We start from the raw sequence: 15,289 nt of genomic DNA on the forward strand, positions 1-15,289 counted from the left end.
CAGATCTGAACGAAAAGCTCCCACCGAACGCAATCAGCGCGCGTCGAGGTCGAGCGGGAGGACCAGCGGGCGGCCTGTGACGGGGTCGGGGATCACCTGGCAGGGCAGGTCGTAGACGCGCTCGATCAGCTCGGCGGTAACGACGTCGTCGGGGCGGCCCTCGGCGACGATCTCGCCGCCGCGCATCACGATGAGGTGCGTGGCGTAGCGGAAGGCGAGGTGCAGCTCGTGCAGCACCAGGACGACGGTGCGCCCCGCACGGTGCAGGCGGCGGGTGAGGTTCAGCACCTCGATCTGGTGCGCCACGTCCAGGTACGTCGTCGGCTCGTCGAGCAGCAGCAGCGGCGTCTCTTGCGCCAGCGCCATCGCGACCCAGACGCGCTGCCGCTGGCCGCCCGAGAGCTCGTCGACGCTGCGGTTCGCCAGGTCGACGACGTTCGCGGCGGCGAGGGCATCGAGCACCGCGCGCTCGTCCTCCGAGGACCACTGCCGTAGCAGGTTCTGGTGCGGATACCGGCCGCGGGCGACCAGATCGGAGACGGTGATGCCGTCGGGCGCCGTCGGCGACTGCGGCAACAGGCCCAGCCGCCGCGCCACGGCCTTCGGCGCGAGCCTGCCGATGGGCTCCCCGTCGAGCAGCACCTCGCCGGCCTGCACCGACAACATCCGGGCGAGCGTCTTCAGCAGGGTCGACTTGCCGCACGCGTTGGGGCCGACGATCACCGTCAGCTCGCCCTCGGGGACGGCGACGTCGACATCGCGGAGCACCGGATGCTCGGGGTGGTACGCGACGCGCAGCCCCCTTCCGCTGAGCCGTGAATGCATCACAACCGCTTCCTTTCCACGGCGAGGAGCCAGACGAGATAGAGACCGCCGAGCGCCCCGGTGATCACGCCGACCGCCAACTCCGTCGGAGCGAACAGGCGGCGGGCGATCAGGTCGCTGACGAGGACGAGGACCGCGCCCATGAGCGCGGCGCCGAACAGCGCAACGCCAGGGGTGCGGGTGAGCTTGCGCACGAGGTGCGGCGCGGCGAGGGCGATGAAGGCGACGGGGCCGGTGGACGCCGTCGCGACTCCCATCAGGGCGACGCCGACGACGATGAGCACCAGCCGCGAGCGCTCCACCCGGACGCCGAGCCCGGTGGCCGCAGCGTCGCCCAGGGGCAGCTGTGCCAGCGGACGAGACCACGCCACGGCAACCGGCGTGAGCACCACGAGAGCCACGCCGACGGCCAACGCCTCGGGCCACAGCGTGCTGTTCAGGGAGCCGGCCAGCCACTGCGTCGCGGTCTGCGCGGCCTCCAGCGGCGCCTTCACGACCAGCAGCGAGTTGACGGCGGCAAGCACCGCACCGATCCCGATCCCGACGAGGACCAACCGGAACCCCGCGACCCCGGAGCGCCACGCGAGCCCGTAGACGACCGCCGCGGTGACGAGGCCGCCGAGAACCGAGGCGATCGCGACGGCGAACGTGTCGCCGCCCAGCACGATGATCTGCACCAGCGCGCCCGTCGCCGCGCCCGTGGTGAAGCCGATGACGTCGGGGCTGCCGAGCGGGTTGCCGGAGACGGTCTGGAAGATCGCGCCTGACATGCCGAGCGCCGCGCCCACGAGCAGCGCCGTGACCGCGCGCGGCAGCCGCACCTCGCGCACGAAGTACTGGGCCAGCCTGTCGTCGGCCGTGCCGCGCAGCCCCTCGACGATCTGGCCGAGGCTCACGGGATAGTCGCCGAGCGTGATGCCGACGGCCGCCGCCACGATGGCCGCGATGGCAAGGACGAGGTAGACGACGGCGGCCCGCCGCTCGAACCGAACGCTGAAAGGGCCGAGAGCCACGACGGCGTGCCGCCGGTACAGGCTCCGCTGGGCCAACTGCAGATCGCTCACAGCGCCGCCACCTTGCGCCGTCGGACGATGGCGACGAAGACCGGCGCGCCGACCAGGGCCGCGATCACACCCACGGGCGCCTCCTCCGGCCGCAGCACGAGACGTGCCAGGACGTCGGCGCCCAGCAGCCATGCGGGGCCGAGGATGGCGCAGAACACCGTGACCCAGCGCTGGTCCGAGCCCACGAGCAGCCGCGCCGCGAATGGCACGGCGAGGCCGACGAAACCGATGGGGCCGACGGCGGCCGTCGCGGCGCCGCAGAGCAGCGTGATGGCCACCATGGCGCCCACGCGCGTGCGCTGTACGCGGACCCCCAGGGCCTTGCCTGTCTCCGTACCGAGCGCCAGCGCGTTAAGCGCGGGGGCGAGGAGCAGCGCGACGACGAGGCCGAGTGCGATGAACGGCGCGACGTTCCACAGCACCGGGAAAAGCCGGCCCTCCAGCGAGCCCGCCACCCAGAACCGAAACTCGTTGAAGGCCGTCTGGTCGGCGAGGATGATCGTCTGCGTGAGCGCCTGGAGTGCAGCGCTGATGGCGACGCCGGCCAGCACGAGCCGTGTGGGGGTCGCCGCCTGGTGGTGGGCAGTGCCTAGCAGGTAGACGGCCACCGAGGCCAGCGCGGCGCCCGCGAACGCGAACCAGAGGTAGAATCCCATGCCGCTCACGCCTGTGAGCGCGACGGCGAGGACGACGGCCACGGAGGCGCCGGCGTTGACGCCGAGGATGCCGGGGTCGGCCAGCGGGTTGCGCGTCAACGACTGCATGAGTGCGCCAGCGACGCCGAGCGCCGCGCCCACGACGACCCCCAGCGCCGTCCGCGGCACGCGCAGCTCGTGCAGCACGGTCGCCTCAGCGGACCCGTCGGGCGATAGGAGCAGCGTCCACGCCTGCAGCACCGGGATGTCCTTCGAGCCGAGCGACAGCGACAGCAGCACCGCGGCGGCGAGCAGGCCGAGCGCCCCGACGAGCGCGGCGACGCGGACCGTTCCCGGCCGGGTCAGCCGCGGCTGATGCAGCGCCGGAGGCTTGGCGGAGACACCCGCCGTCATCCCTGCGGGCCGGCGGCGGCTTGCTTCACCAGCTTGTTGCGGCGTGCGAGAGCCCAGGCGAGCGCGCCACCGCCGACGAGGACGGCGCCGGCGAGGACGGCGATCCCGACGACCGGGACCCCCGACTGCGTCACCGCGGCAGGCTGTGCGGCAGGAGCCGTGACCGGCGCGGCCTGTGCGGACGTCGTCGGCGCGGGGGGCGCGACGGCGGCGGACTCGGTGGCGGCCGGGCTGGCCTCCCCCGCCGGAGTGGGCTCCGGGCTCTCCTCGCCGAGGTCGACCTCGACGGAGCCACCCTCGATCTTGCCGTCCGACTTGGTGGTGCCGCCCCCCTCGACCGCGCTCGAGCCCCCGGCACTCTTGCCCGACGACCCTCCAGCCTCGACGGTGAACGTGTTGCCGCCGCGGCGCGTGTAGCCCTCGTAGCCGAGCTTCTTGCCCGTCTCCTTGTCGAACACGTCGCCGGTGGCGAGCATGCGCAGCCAGTGCTCGCCGGGCACGAGGTCCGGCACCACGAGCGAGCCGGTCGCCGAGCCGTTCTTGTCGAGCTTCTGCGTGTGGTAGACGCAGGCGCCGTGCGACGTGTCGGAGCACATAAGGCCGTCGTCGATCTTGATATAGACGGTCTCGCCTGCCGGGTAGCCCGAGACCTTGAAGTTCAGCCGGTCCCCCGACTTGACCTTGCTTGGCCAGACCGACGAGCTCGTGCCGGGCGTGTCAGGGCCCGCACCGTCGGGCGGCAGCGCCGTCGCCCCAAGCGGGACGGTGACGGCGAGGCCTAGGGCGAGCAGCGCGGCCGCGGCCACGCGCGCAAGGCGGAGAACAGGGGAAATGCGGTTCATATCGGTGTTCCTCGTGGGTTTCTCAGGGGCGCACGGGGGTGCGGAGCAGGACGACGCCGGTGGCCGACCCGGCGAGCACCAGGACGGCGAGGCCGATTAGGACGAGCGTCCAGGTCGGATCGGCGGGGGCGGCGAGCGGGGCGGCCACTGGCGTCTCAGCGACGGCGGCCACGGGCTGCGCGACCGGTGCCTCGGGTGCCGCGGGATCGACGCCGGCGACAGGATCGACGAGCGGGGCGGGCCCGGCGACGCCGACCCAGCCGACCAGCGCGCCCTTCGCGTCGACGACCGCCAACTTGTGGGAGCCGTTGGGCAGGGTGCCGAACTTCACGGTGACGATGTGGTCCGAGCCCACCTGGACCCAGTCCGCCGGCGCGACCTTCCCGCCCTCGGTGTACAGGAAGAGGGAGACCCACGCGCCGCCCTGCACCTTCGGCACGCTCAAAGTGAGCGTGCCCTTGTCGGCCTTCGACGGCAGCATTCCGGCATTGCCGTCGTTCAGGTCCGCATAGGCGGTGACGGGGGCGACGGCGGCCTCCGTCGGCTTCGTCGCGCCCACCTTCGTCGTGGTCGGCGTGGAGCGCACCGGGCGCGGGGTGGGCTTGGGCGTGCTGTTGCTCTTGGGCGCGGCCACCGTGACCTTCGTCCAGCCGAGGACCTTGCCGTTCCTGTCCTGAACCGACAACTTGTTCGTTCCGGAAGGAAGCGTCAGCGACGTGACAGACGCGGTGACCTTCTTGCCTGAGCCCACCTTGAACCACTTCGGACCCCAGGGGAAGCGTGGGGAGTCGCCGTCGAACACGTTGAGGTAGACCCAGTCGCCCTTCTTGGCCTTGGGGATGGTGACGGCCCACTCCTTCTTGCCCTGCGCGACCTTCACTCCGCGCTTCTTCGAAGCCGGCAGGTCATCGGTGGCGTGGAGCGGGTCCGGGGCGGCCTTCGGCTTTGCCGGGCGCGACGCCCGTCAGCTTCTTGCCCTCCGCGACGACGGTGAACTCGGGCGTGACGACGCTTCGGGAGGGGTCCGGCCGCTTGCCCTTGTAGTACGGATCCGCGCTGAGGGTGCGGGTCAGCAGCTGCAGCGTGTACGCCCACTCGCCGAAGGTGGGCTGGGAGTTCTTCCGTGTCGGCAGGGGGATCTCGACGTCGAACGAGCCGCGCTTGTCGGCCTCGATGACGTACCAGATGGTCTTGTTCGTCTTACTGATCGTCGCCGGAGACGCCCCGACCTCGCGGCCGCGGTTGGCGTCGAAGTGGGCGGCGGTCGCCGTCGGGAGGTGCTGGTAGCCGCCCGCGTTGATCTTGATCGCAATCAGCGATCCGCCGCCCACGAGGTTGCACCACTTCGTCCCGCGCAGGCGGATGGTGCCGCCGACGTTGGCCGCGGGGGTCTTCATGCCGGGGGCGAGCTCGAACGCGTAGTCCGACGGCTTGGCCTTGCATGTGGCGCCGGACGGCACCTTCGGCACGTCGGGCTCCTCCTCGACAGGTGGCTTCGGCACGTCGACCTCGTCGCTCAGGCTCTTCACGACGGCGAAGTACAGCGAGGCGCCGCGCTGCCGGTCCGCCGGTTCTGTGAGCAACGAGCCCGTCAAGATGCGGATCGAGTGCAGCGTGCCAGGCGCGAACCGCTTGTCGATCTCGGCCTTGGTGAGCGTCGTGTTCTTCGTGGTGGGCCACGGGATGGTTGCGGTCCACGTGCCGTCGGGACGCGCCTGCACCACCGCGTGGCTGCGCTTGTCCGTGACCTTCTTACCCGTCGCGGGGTTGGTCAGGTCTCGCTTCGAGTAGACCGTGTTCGGATCGCCGGAGGTCTCTGCATCAAGGAAGAAGTTCACGACGGAGCCGGTCTTGTCGTCAGTGGCCAGATAGCCGCTGACCCCCTTGAGTACGATCGGCTTGCCGTGGACGATCTTCTCGGGCCCCCGGAAGCAGTACTTCACCTTCCTGTCCTTCTCGCGGGGGCCGTAGGCGGACAGGCACGTGGTGACGCTCACCGACTCGTTGTCCGGGGCCGGGTCGACGGGCTCCTCCGGCTCTGCGGGCTCCTCGGGATCGGTCGGCTCCGGCTCCGGCTCCGGCGGATCGCCGGCGACGGTGATCCGCAGCGCCATGGTGCGCGACACGTCGGGGCGCTCAGTGGGGTCGACGCCTGCCTGGTCGCTGTAGAGGGTGCCTGTGAGCAGCTGCAGGTCGAAGCTGTCACCTGCCTTCCAGGCAGGGTCGACGACGGCGTTGCCCGCGCTCGGCCAGTCGAGCTCGATCTCGAAGTTGCCCTCGTCGTCGGCCCACACCGCACCCCACACCGTGTTGTTCTGGATGGCAGGTTGAGGCGCGGGTTCTCGACGAGCGAGGTCCGCTGCAGCTGGCCGATCTTGTCGTCGATCAGCTTGATGCCGATCACTGAGCCCCTCTCCCCTTCCTCGGTGCGATCGGGCTTGGCGAGCCACCCGGTGCCGGTGACCCGCAACGGCTTCCCCGGCTCGGCCTTCGGGGTATAGGTGGCGGTCACGCCGCTGATGTGCGTGTAGGTCGTCGTCTCGCCGGTATCGGTGTCCGCGGCGGCGAGGCCAGGCTGCAGGAGCAGGCCGGCGGCCAGCACGATGCCGGCAAGGGCGTGGAGTGGGCGGGACAGCACGGTCGGGCTGGTCACAACAATTCCTTCTCTACGAACTCGATGATGCGGCGCATGAGGATGGGGCCTCCGGTGGAGGTCCAGAGCGATCCGTCGACCAGGATCACGTGGTCGTCGCGATAGGCCTTCAGCTCGCGGAAGCCGGGCACGCCTTCGGCCTCCGCATAGGCCTTCTCGGCGCCGGTGACGTCGGCGGTGCCGCCTGCGTCGGGGTTGCCGACGCTGGATCCGCCGAGGGTGCCGAAGAACATGTAGTCGGCGTCCGCGTCGGACAGGTTCTCCAGCGAGATGGGCTCGGAATGGCCGCGCCCCTCCTTGTCCTGCGCGGGCGGGCGCTTCAGCCCGATGGTCTCCAGCGCCATGCCCGGCGGCAGGTCCTTCAGGATCAGCGACGCGTTGGACCCCTGCCAGCGGACGATGGAGAACGTCTTGTCCTCGAAGCCCGCCGCGTACAGCTTGGTCTTCACGCCGTCGGCATAGGCGTCGAAATCCCCAAGGAGCGCCGCGCCTTCGTCCGCCTTGTTGAGGGAGTTGGCGACGTTGGCGAACGTGGCGCGCCAGTCGGCCCCGGCGTAGCCGACGAAGTACACCGGCGCGATCTGCTCCAGGATGGCCACGGACTCGGGGTTGTTGCCGCCGGACGCGTAGGTGAGAATCAGGTCGGGCTTGAGCTGCGCGATCGCCTCGAAGTTGAACTGGGCGACGGTGCCGACGGTGGGGATGCCGTCCGCGAGGTCGATCAGGTAGTTGGGCATGGTGCTCTGGCCGCGGCCGTTGACCGAACCGACGGGCTTCACGCCGAGCGCGAGGGCGCCATCGAGCGTGGGCTCCGAGAGCGTCACGACCCGCTGCGGGTCGGCGGGCACCGTGATCGGCTTGCGGTCGACGTCCTCGATCACGCGCACGGGGGTGCCGTCGGCGATCCCCGGCAGTCCGCTCGCGACGGCTCCTCCCGCGGAGGGCGGAGGCGTCGACGTCGGCCCGCCAGGGGGCGCGGCGGGCGCGCCGCCGCAGGCCGCCAGGGCGAGCGCGAGGGTTGCGCAGGCGAGAACTCGCCAAGAGGTAGTCACGGTCTTCCCTTCGGCGGGATGGGCCCGCTGTCGTGTGGTGCGAGCAGGTTCGCCAGTCCGTCGGCCACTCCGCCGCGCCAGCACGCGTAGTCGTGGCCGCCGTTGTACTCGACGAAAGTGGTGTCGGCTCCGGCGCGGGCGAGGCGGCCCGCCAGCTCCCGGTTGGGCGCGAGCAGCACCCACTCCCGGGTGCCCACCTCCTGATGGATCCGCGTCCCGCCGAGGTCCGCGCCGTCGAGCAGGGTGGAGAGATCATCGACCCAGAGCGAGGGAGAGTGCGCGATGGCGCCGCCCACGACGTCCGCGTGGGCGATCGCCGTCCACAGGGCGACGAGCCCGCCGAGACTCACTCCGGAGACGAGCACGTCCTCGCGGCGGTCGCTGATCGGCCGGCGGGCGCGCGCCCAGGGCAGGAGTTCGAGGGCGACGAACGCGGCGACCTCGTCCGGGCGGGTCATCTCGTCGCGTCGCGTCGCGGGGCCGCCCGAGTCGAGCATCACGAGGTACGCAGGGCGGACGGCCCCGTCGGCGAGGAGGTTGTCCATGGTTGTGGCCAGATCGAGACTTGAGACCCAGACCTCGCCGTCGAGCAGGAGCACGACGGGAAGCGGCTCGTCCGCGGGCGCCCCGGGCGGCACATAGGTCCAGACGCGGCGGCCGTTAGGCCCCTCCGCGCAGGTGACGTCGCCACGCTCCGCGACGTCCTCGCGACGCGCCGCCCACGGCTGCGCGGGAGCCTCGGACAGGGCGACGACCGACATCACGGTTCCGCCGCGGTTCCGGCACGTCTCCGGGTTGAGCGGGTCGGCGAGGCCATGGTCGAGGGCCTGGCGGATGCCGGGCAGATCCGCCTCGTCGAGGCTGTCGGCCTGCGGAAGGAACGCATACGAGGCACGCCAGTCCGGCGCCATGCGATAAGTGAGGTGCCAGACGTCGGTACCCTCGACCCGTCGCATCCAACTGGAGCTGAGGTCACGCTCGTCGGTCAGCCGGTTGACGAAGAGCAGCACGCGGTCGGCGTCGGCATCGCGCCAGAGGAAGGTGACGAGGACGCTGCCGTCCTCGTCGGGCGCGAGGACCGGGGAGACGGCGTGGGCCCAGAAGTCGGCGAGGACCTCGCGGCCCGCCGCGGTGGTGGGGCCCCCGACGACGTCGAGGCGCAGCGCCAACGCGCGGGGAACCCCGCCCTCGGCCAGCGGGGCTGTCTCCGGGCGGGGCACCTTCGGGGGGCGGGGGGCGACTCTCATCAGTTAGGTGACCTTGAGGGTCTTGGTGACCGTCGTCGACTTCGCGGTCGACTTGGCCGTGGAGCCCGACGGCGCGAACGAGGCCTTGACCTTGTACGAACCCGCCTTGCTGATCTTCGGCAGCTTGATCGACACCTTGCCCTTCGCGGACGCCTTGACCGTCTTGGCGACCTTCTTGCCGTTGACCGTGACGGTGACCTTGCCGGTGGGCTTCGAGGTCGCCGCGGAAACGGTCACCTTGATGGTGGCCTGCGTGCCCTTCTTCACCGACTTCGGAACCGTGACCTTGACCGTCGAGACGACCTTCGCGACGGTGACCGTCTTCGACGTCTTCGACACCGTCGTGTACCCGGACTTGGATCCGGTGACCTTGACCGAGACCTTCTTGCCCGCGTCGGCCTTCGTCAGCTTGTAGCTCGACGTGGTCGCCTTGCTGATGGCCTTGCCGTCGCGCAGCCACTGGTACTTGACCGTGACCTTCGTCGGCTGCCACGTCTTCACGGTCGCCTTGAGGGTCTTGCCGACCTTCTTGGTACCCGAGATCGTCGGCGTCGGCGTAGACGTGAGGTTCTTCTTCATGACAGTGAAGTCCGTCGACTTCACCGTGCGCGAGGTGTCGCCGGCAAGCAGAGAACCGGTCAGGAAGCGCAGCGCGTGCGTCCCGGCCGCGAAGGCGGGGTCCGAGCCGTTGGGCCCGCTCTTCGTGCCGTCGGGGAGCGGCATGTCCACCTCGAACGTGCCGTCCTTCTTCGCGTCGATGACGTACCAGACGGTCCGGTTGCTGTGGACCTTGTCGTCGAGGCGAGAGTACGCGCCATCGTCGATCTTCACCGCGATCCGCGAGCCCTGGGTGGCGTGGGTCGGGTGGACGAATCCCTTGCCGGTGATCCGGATCGTTCCGCCGATCTCGACAGTGGCGCCCACCTGGACCGACGCGGCAACGGCCGCGCCCTCGACGGCGAGGGTCCGCGTAACGCTCTTCGAGCCATCGGTGAAGGCAACCTTGAGCTGTCCGATGGGGGCATCCGCGGGCAGCGTGAGGCGCACGTAGTCGGTCAAGCCGACGTCGCCCTTGGCGTCGAGCTTCCACCCGTCGCCAACCTGGCCAATGCCGCCAAGAGTGACGGTCTTGCCGCCGATCACGGCCGTGGCCCGCAGCGTGCCGTTGGGCGCGAAGGCCGTGGCGCGGAAGGTCCACGATCCCCTCTGCTGCACGAGCAGGTCCTCGGTGCCACCCGCGTGGTCCCCCGGGTTGTAGACGCGCGTGGTCGCCGCCGCGACGGAGAACGCGGGGCTGGTCACACGCACGACGCTGCCGGAGACGACCCGCACCCGGTATTGCCCGGGCGCGGCGGTCCGGGGCACCGTCACACGCTGGTAGGTCTATTCGTCGGAGTTGACGATCCTGCCGTCAGCGCCGATCTGGAACGTCGCGCTCGCGACAGCCTTGTTCGCAGCGTCGATCAGCTCCGTCTTCACGGTACTGCCGGGGGTCTGGTTGGAGAGGTCGAACCATGCATGGTCGCCCTGCTCCACCGTCGTGCGGCTCAGAGCGATCTGCGGGTCCTTCGCGATGGGTCCGACAGCCTTGTCTACGACGGTGAAGCTCACGCTGATGCCGCGCTGGTAGTCCGGCGGGTTGGTGAGCATCGATCCCGTCAGGATCCGCACGGTGTGGACGGTGCCGGCCTTCCAGTTAGTTGCGAAGAACGCCGCGTTCCGCGGCGCCTGGTCCCCGTTGGCCACGGTGTTGGTCTCATTCGGCCAAGGGATCTCCATCCGCCAGGTGCCGTCGGCCTTGGCCTGCACGAGCCCATGGGAGCGCTTATCCGCGAAGACCTCGCCATTCACCGGGTTCCTGACCGCACGCGTGGTGTAGAGCGTGTTCGGGTCGCCCGAGAAGGTCGCGTCGAGCATGAAGTTGGCAACCGAGCCGGTCTTCTTGTCAGTGGCGAGATAACCGGTGCCCGTGATGACGATGGGCTTGCCCTTGACCATCGCATTGGGCGCGCTGACGGTGTACGACTGGGGCGGGTCGATCGGCCCGTAGGACGCCCCTGTCAGTGTCACCGGGGTGATGGAGTCGAGGAGGGCGTCGTCAGCAGATGCCGTGAGCGCTCCCCATCCGGTTCCGATGGCGAGGGCCACGGCGAGCAGCAGCGCGGCATCCTTCCTTCGCTGACGATTCTTCTCGTTCAGACGCATAGGTACTCCCACAATCAGCCCGCGACGCAGGCCGCGGGCTCGCATATCGATATGGCCAGGCTTGCCTAACCCTTAATATCGAAAGCATACGGGTGTCAAAATATGCGATGCAAACCCGTCCGCCCTTCGGCACGCAGCGTCGCCCCCTGGTCCGCGGCGCCCGACACCGCAAAAGTGCGGCGGCTCAAGGAACGGTGACATGGACGACGCCGTGGGCGCCGCGCTCGGCGTCGGACATCACGTGGCTCACCGCCGAGTAGTGGCCGGGCTCGGTGAACGTCAGCTCGACGAAACCGCCCTCCGCGGGCTGCAGCGCGAGGGCCTGGGCGCCCCCACCCTTCGTCCCGAAGGGATCGGTGCGATCCTTCAGCAGATAGCCGCCCTCGCGGTACACGGTGTCGAACTGGCCACCGACGATGTGGAACGACGACGCCCGGTTCGGGCCGGCGTCGAGGACGAAGAACCGCACCCTCTCGCCGACCCGCGCCGCGAACATCTGCTGGTCGTACTGGTTGGCCACGCCGTTGAACACCACACGGTCCGGCGGGTCGGTGGCGATCCGCTCCGTCGGCACCTCTTCCGCGTCCTCGGGTGCGCGCGCGTCGGTGGTGTAGACCTCGGACTGCACGAGCACGTACTCGCGGTCCACCTTCGGGAGGCCCTCCTCCGGCTCGATGATCACCGCGCCGTGCATGCCCGCGGCGATGTGGGCGCTCATCGGCATGGTCGAGCAGTGGTACATCCACACGCCCGCGCGCTCAGCCGTGAACCGATAGATCAGCGTCTCGCCGGGCGCGATGGTGCGCATCGGCGCGTCGGGAGCGACGGCGCCGGCGTGGAAGTCGATCGAGTGCCCCATGGTGCCGTCGTTGATCAGCGTGATCTCGAAGACATCGCCGACACGCCCGCGCAGCGTCGGCCCCACCCCTTGGCCGTTGAACGTCCACCGCTTCTGCCAGACCCCGGGCGCCACCTCGAGCGGCACCTCAGTGACACGGAACTCGTAGCGCTTGACCTTGTCGTCCGTGAGCGCGGGGGCCACGGGATCAACGATGTGGGAGAGCTTCGCGTCCGGGTCCCCGGTCACGGTGCCGTGGTCGTGACCTCCGGTCGACGGGGCAGGCGCGGGCGCGGCCTCGCCGTCGACGATGACATCGAACACCATGCCCATCTGGCGGTGCCCCGCGACGGTGCACCAGCCTTGGATGCTCTCACCGACGACACCGAGGTCGAGCTCGGCGGTCTCGCCCGTCTTCAGGCGAGGCGTGCGCTGGCCGCCGACCTGCAGGTCGTGGTAGTTCCGCTCGTCGTGGTTGGTGAGGACGAGGACGACGTGGTCGCCGGGGTTCACCTCGACGCTGGCGGGGACGAAGCGCATGTCATGCACCTCGATCTCGACGCGGACCGTCTCCCCCGTCGGCGCGACGGCCGCTGGCGGCGTCGATCCCCCGAGTCCCGCGGCGGCGGGGTCGATGCCGAACCCGACCGAGAGCGCCACGGCGAGGGCCGCGACGCCCGCGACGACGCCACTGCCGGTGAGCGCGTTGGGCCGCTCGACAGGACCCGCGGGCTCCCCCGCCGCCGCGCGTCGGCGCTCCGCGACGGAGGCGCGGATGCCGCGGATCATGAGCGGAAGGAACAGCGCGAGCGCCACGAGCACCGCCGTCGACACCGTCACCTTCGCCCAACTCGGCAGGGGTAGGAGCCACAGCGCGAGGCCGCCATTGATGACAACGAGGCGCCCGGCGGCCCAGCGGTCGAAGTAGCGCGCGGCGGCACGGACGACGCGCGGGCCGCCGCCCAGCACGGAAGGCAGGAGGTACGACAGCGCGCCGGTGAGCAGTTGCAGCAGGAAGCCGACGACCCAGACGCTGGCGAGGAGGGGATAGTCCGTGGCCAGCGCGATGTCGTCGGAGAACGCGACGTGCGCCGCGGTCATCACGAGCGCGACACTGGCCCACACCGCCCCAGCCAGGATGGACGCGGCCGCGAACTCGCGCGGCGGGTGCTGGCGCAGCGGCGCGACAAGGCACCGGCCGAACCAGATCAGCCCGACGGTGTAGAAGCCGATGCCGGCCGCGGCGGCCGGGCGCATGTCGAGCAGCGATCCCGCGACGACAAGGCCCAACGAGATCAGCAGGATGGGGAGCGCTTGACGAGCGAGGCGCTCGGCGCGGTCGTCCATGCGGGTCCGCAGCACCGTGGGCCAGAACGTGACGAGCGTGCCGACGACCGTCAGCCCCACCCAGCCCAGCAGCATCGTCATGGTATGCGCGACGAGCAGATTCGCGTGCCAGCGGTCACCGAGGCCGAGGGCGAGTGCGGCGCCGAAGCCCGCGCCGACGGGCACGGTGACGGCCGCGGAAATGTAGTAGCGGATGCAGATGCGGAAGCGCCCGGGCAGCGCCCGCTTGAGGTCGCGAACGAGCACGGCGGCGTGCCACAGCACAGCAGCCGACACCAAGGTCGCGCCGGCGACGACGAGTCCCCACAGAGCGGTCGGAACGCCGACGAAGACGAGGACAGAGCCGACGGCGAGCGCTGCCAGCCTGACGTCGGCGCGGCGGCGAGTGTCGTCGTCGGCCCTGCTCTTCAGCAGCGCGGCGGTGAAGTGCGCGCTCCACACCATGATGGAGTGCGTGATCGCGCCCAGCGCGATGAGGTGGACCATCAGCCAGGTTGACTCGGGAACCCAGCGGTGGACGAGCGAGACGACGATGGCCGCGACGAACCACAGCACCACCATGTAGTCGCGGAGCGACCTCTTCCGCCGCGCGCCCTGACCGGGACGTCCGCCCTGCGTCGGTCGACCGCTCGCCGCCGCGGCGCCGTCGTTCTCCTGCCCGATGCTCGTCATGCCGCGACCCTGTCGCGTCGGGCGGTGGTGACGACGCCGATCACGGTGACGGCGAAGGCGAGGACGGCGAGCACGGTGAGCGTGCCTCCTGTCTTGTAGGCGACGGTGAGGCCGGCGAGGTCGCCGACGACGCGGACGATCAGGCCCAAGTTAAGCAGGCCGAGCGGGAGCCACATGAGGGGGTGGTACGGAAGGGGGCGGCCGAGGACGGCGGGAAAGATGATCGGCGCGTGGGCCATGATCATGGACACGCCAAACCCGAGGAAGACGCCATGGATGGCGGCGTCGTACGCGCCGGAGGTGGTCGGTTGGCCGCCGATCATCCAGATCAACCCGGCGAGGCCGAGCCACACGTTGCCCGCCAGCAGCGCCGCGGCGTTGAACCGACGCAGCCCGGAGGTGCGGATCATTCGGCGGCCGACATCGTCGCGCAGGAGCCAGAGGGCAACGCACACGCAGCCGAGGCCGAAGAGGCGATACCCGACGGCGGGAACCGCGGGGCTGAGGGCCGCCGCCACCGCGAGCAGGGCGCCGAGCGCGAGCAGCGTCGGCACGGCACGCCGCCCCATGGTGAGCTGCGCGAGCTCGGCGCGCTCCGAGGCGATGGTGACGACGACGAAGCCGGCCAACAGCGGGATGATCGTCGCGACGTCGACGACGAGCCACAGCCCCGCGGCGAGCGCGAGCAGCAGCGCCGCAAGGGCCTGGGCCGCGACCAAGGCGAGCGGCGCCCGACGCCACAGCGCGAGGGCGAGGACGACGAAGCCGAGGGCGCCGTCGAGCAGGATGAGCTTACCGAGCGCCGTCGGGACTCCCGCGAGCAACGCGAGCGAGCCGCCGCCGAGCAGCGCCGGGACGACGTACGCGAGTGAGTTGCGCATCGCCTGCGCGCGCTCCAGTGAGATGAGGGTGCCCATGAAGCCGAGCACCATGACGGGCCCGTGCAGGTCGGCGATGCGGTCAGATGCGACGGGCGCCCAGACCCCGAGGCGCAACAGTCCCGCGTTGAGCCCGGCCATGAGCGACACTCCGGCCAGCGCGATGAGCGCGATCCGCCACGGCCGGGCGGTTTCGTTCACGCGACGCGCGCGACCTTGAGCTTCCAGGCCTCCGGACCGCGCTGGACGTAGTCGACGGTCACGGACTCGCCGTTGCGCTCCGTGATCTGGCGCAGCAGCGGAATCGGGTCGTGCGGGGCAACGAGCACGAACGCTGCACCGGGCTGCAGGGTGTCGACGACGCCGTGGATGGCGGCGTGCCGGATGGCGTGCGGGATCACGCGGGCGTCGAGTTCGGGAAGGGATTCGTCGTGCCCTCCGCAACCGCAGGCGGACGTGGGGGTGAGGTTCAGATCAGTCACATCGGGGATGTTACTCCCAAGAAAATTGGATAATCCTCCGGGGTCATCTACCACTCCCTGGGCCAGGCACACCGCTCGTCGAGCCGGACTACGCCCTCGTCCTTAGGAGGGAGGTGAACTCCTCCGCGATCACCA

At 70.4% G+C, this 15,289-nt stretch carries 13 protein-coding genes; all 13 read right to left on the bottom strand.

The window, feature by feature from the left end:
* Positions 1–33: 33 nt before the first annotated feature.
* The 13 genes from IPJ61_RS01875 to IPJ61_RS01935 all read right to left on the bottom strand — a co-directional run bounded on the left by IPJ61_RS01875 (position 34) and on the right by IPJ61_RS01935 (position 15,163).
* Positions 34–825, bottom strand: a complete 792-nt coding sequence (locus tag IPJ61_RS01875; protein WP_297102440.1) for an ABC transporter ATP-binding protein — start codon at positions 823–825, stop codon at positions 34–36.
* Positions 825–1,889: a FecCD family ABC transporter permease gene (locus IPJ61_RS01880; protein WP_297102442.1), complete on the bottom strand. Its 1,065-nt coding sequence runs from the start codon at positions 1,887–1,889 to the stop codon at positions 825–827. Before IPJ61_RS01880 ends, IPJ61_RS01875 begins: the two co-directional genes overlap by 1 nt.
* Positions 1,886–2,938: a FecCD family ABC transporter permease gene (locus tag IPJ61_RS01885; RefSeq protein ID WP_297102444.1), complete on the bottom strand. Its 1,053-nt coding sequence runs from the start codon at positions 2,936–2,938 to the stop codon at positions 1,886–1,888. The genes IPJ61_RS01880 and IPJ61_RS01885 overlap by 4 nt, the downstream gene beginning before the upstream one ends.
* Positions 2,935–3,780, bottom strand: a complete 846-nt coding sequence (locus IPJ61_RS01890) for a hypothetical protein (RefSeq protein ID WP_297102446.1) — start codon at positions 3,778–3,780, stop codon at positions 2,935–2,937. Before IPJ61_RS01890 ends, IPJ61_RS01885 begins: the two co-directional genes overlap by 4 nt.
* A 22-nt stretch (positions 3,781–3,802) precedes the next feature.
* Entirely contained in the window at positions 3,803–4,660 is an 858-nt protein-coding gene (locus tag IPJ61_RS01895; RefSeq protein WP_297102447.1) for a hypothetical protein, read from the bottom strand.
* A gap of 25 nt (positions 4,661–4,685) precedes the next feature.
* Entirely contained in the window at positions 4,686–6,086 is a 1,401-nt protein-coding gene (locus IPJ61_RS01900) for a hypothetical protein (RefSeq protein WP_297102450.1), read from the bottom strand.
* A 343-nt stretch (positions 6,087–6,429) separates the two neighbouring features.
* Positions 6,430–7,485, bottom strand: a complete 1,056-nt coding sequence (locus IPJ61_RS01905; RefSeq protein ID WP_297102452.1) for an iron-siderophore ABC transporter substrate-binding protein — start codon at positions 7,483–7,485, stop codon at positions 6,430–6,432.
* Positions 7,482–8,732: an enterochelin esterase gene (gene fes / locus IPJ61_RS01910; protein WP_297102454.1), complete on the bottom strand. Its 1,251-nt coding sequence runs from the start codon at positions 8,730–8,732 to the stop codon at positions 7,482–7,484. Before fes ends, IPJ61_RS01905 begins: the two co-directional genes overlap by 4 nt.
* A gap of 3 nt (positions 8,733–8,735) precedes the next feature.
* A complete protein-coding gene (locus IPJ61_RS01915) occupies positions 8,736–10,097 on the bottom strand; it encodes an Ig-like domain-containing protein (RefSeq protein WP_297102457.1) in 1,362 nt (453 codons plus the stop codon).
* A gap of 18 nt (positions 10,098–10,115) precedes the next feature.
* Positions 10,116–10,937: a hypothetical protein gene (locus IPJ61_RS01920; protein WP_297102459.1), complete on the bottom strand. Its 822-nt coding sequence runs from the start codon at positions 10,935–10,937 to the stop codon at positions 10,116–10,118.
* Positions 10,938–11,121: 184 nt separating this feature from the next.
* The gene (locus IPJ61_RS01925) at positions 11,122–13,794 is read right to left on the bottom strand and encodes a multicopper oxidase domain-containing protein (protein ID WP_297102461.1); all 2,673 of its coding nucleotides are present in this window, start codon (positions 13,792–13,794) and stop codon (positions 11,122–11,124) included.
* Positions 13,791–14,873 carry a hypothetical protein gene (locus IPJ61_RS01930; protein WP_297102463.1) on the bottom strand — a complete coding sequence of 361 codons (1,083 nt, stop codon included), beginning with the start codon at positions 14,871–14,873 and terminating at the stop codon, positions 13,791–13,793. Before IPJ61_RS01930 ends, IPJ61_RS01925 begins: the two co-directional genes overlap by 4 nt.
* A complete protein-coding gene (locus tag IPJ61_RS01935) occupies positions 14,870–15,163 on the bottom strand; it encodes a DUF2249 domain-containing protein (protein WP_366505393.1) in 294 nt (97 codons plus the stop codon). The genes IPJ61_RS01930 and IPJ61_RS01935 overlap by 4 nt, the downstream gene beginning before the upstream one ends.
* Between the last annotated feature and the right edge of the window lie 126 nt (positions 15,164–15,289).

The organism is Tessaracoccus sp., assembly GCF_016714275.1.
GTDB lineage: Bacteria > Actinomycetota > Actinomycetes > Propionibacteriales > Propionibacteriaceae > Arachnia.

Bases quoted from the DNA above. Each gene is read 5' to 3' on its own strand.
- IPJ61_RS01875 (WP_297102440.1), bottom strand. From the start codon at position 825: ATGCATTCACGGCTCAGCGGAAGGGGGCTGCGCGTCGCGTACCACCCC.
- IPJ61_RS01885 (WP_297102444.1), bottom strand. From the start codon at position 2,938: ATGACGGCGGGTGTCTCCGCCAAGCCTCCGGCGCTGCATCAGCCGCGG.
- IPJ61_RS01890 (WP_297102446.1), bottom strand. From the start codon at position 3,780: ATGAACCGCATTTCCCCTGTTCTCCGCCTTGCGCGCGTGGCCGCGGCC.
- fes (WP_297102454.1), bottom strand. From the start codon at position 8,732: ATGAGAGTCGCCCCCCGCCCCCCGAAGGTGCCCCGCCCGGAGACAGCC.
- IPJ61_RS01920 (WP_297102459.1), bottom strand. From the start codon at position 10,937: ATGCGTCTGAACGAGAAGAATCGTCAGCGAAGGAAGGATGCCGCGCTG.
- IPJ61_RS01925 (WP_297102461.1), bottom strand. From the start codon at position 13,794: ATGACGAGCATCGGGCAGGAGAACGACGGCGCCGCGGCGGCGAGCGGT.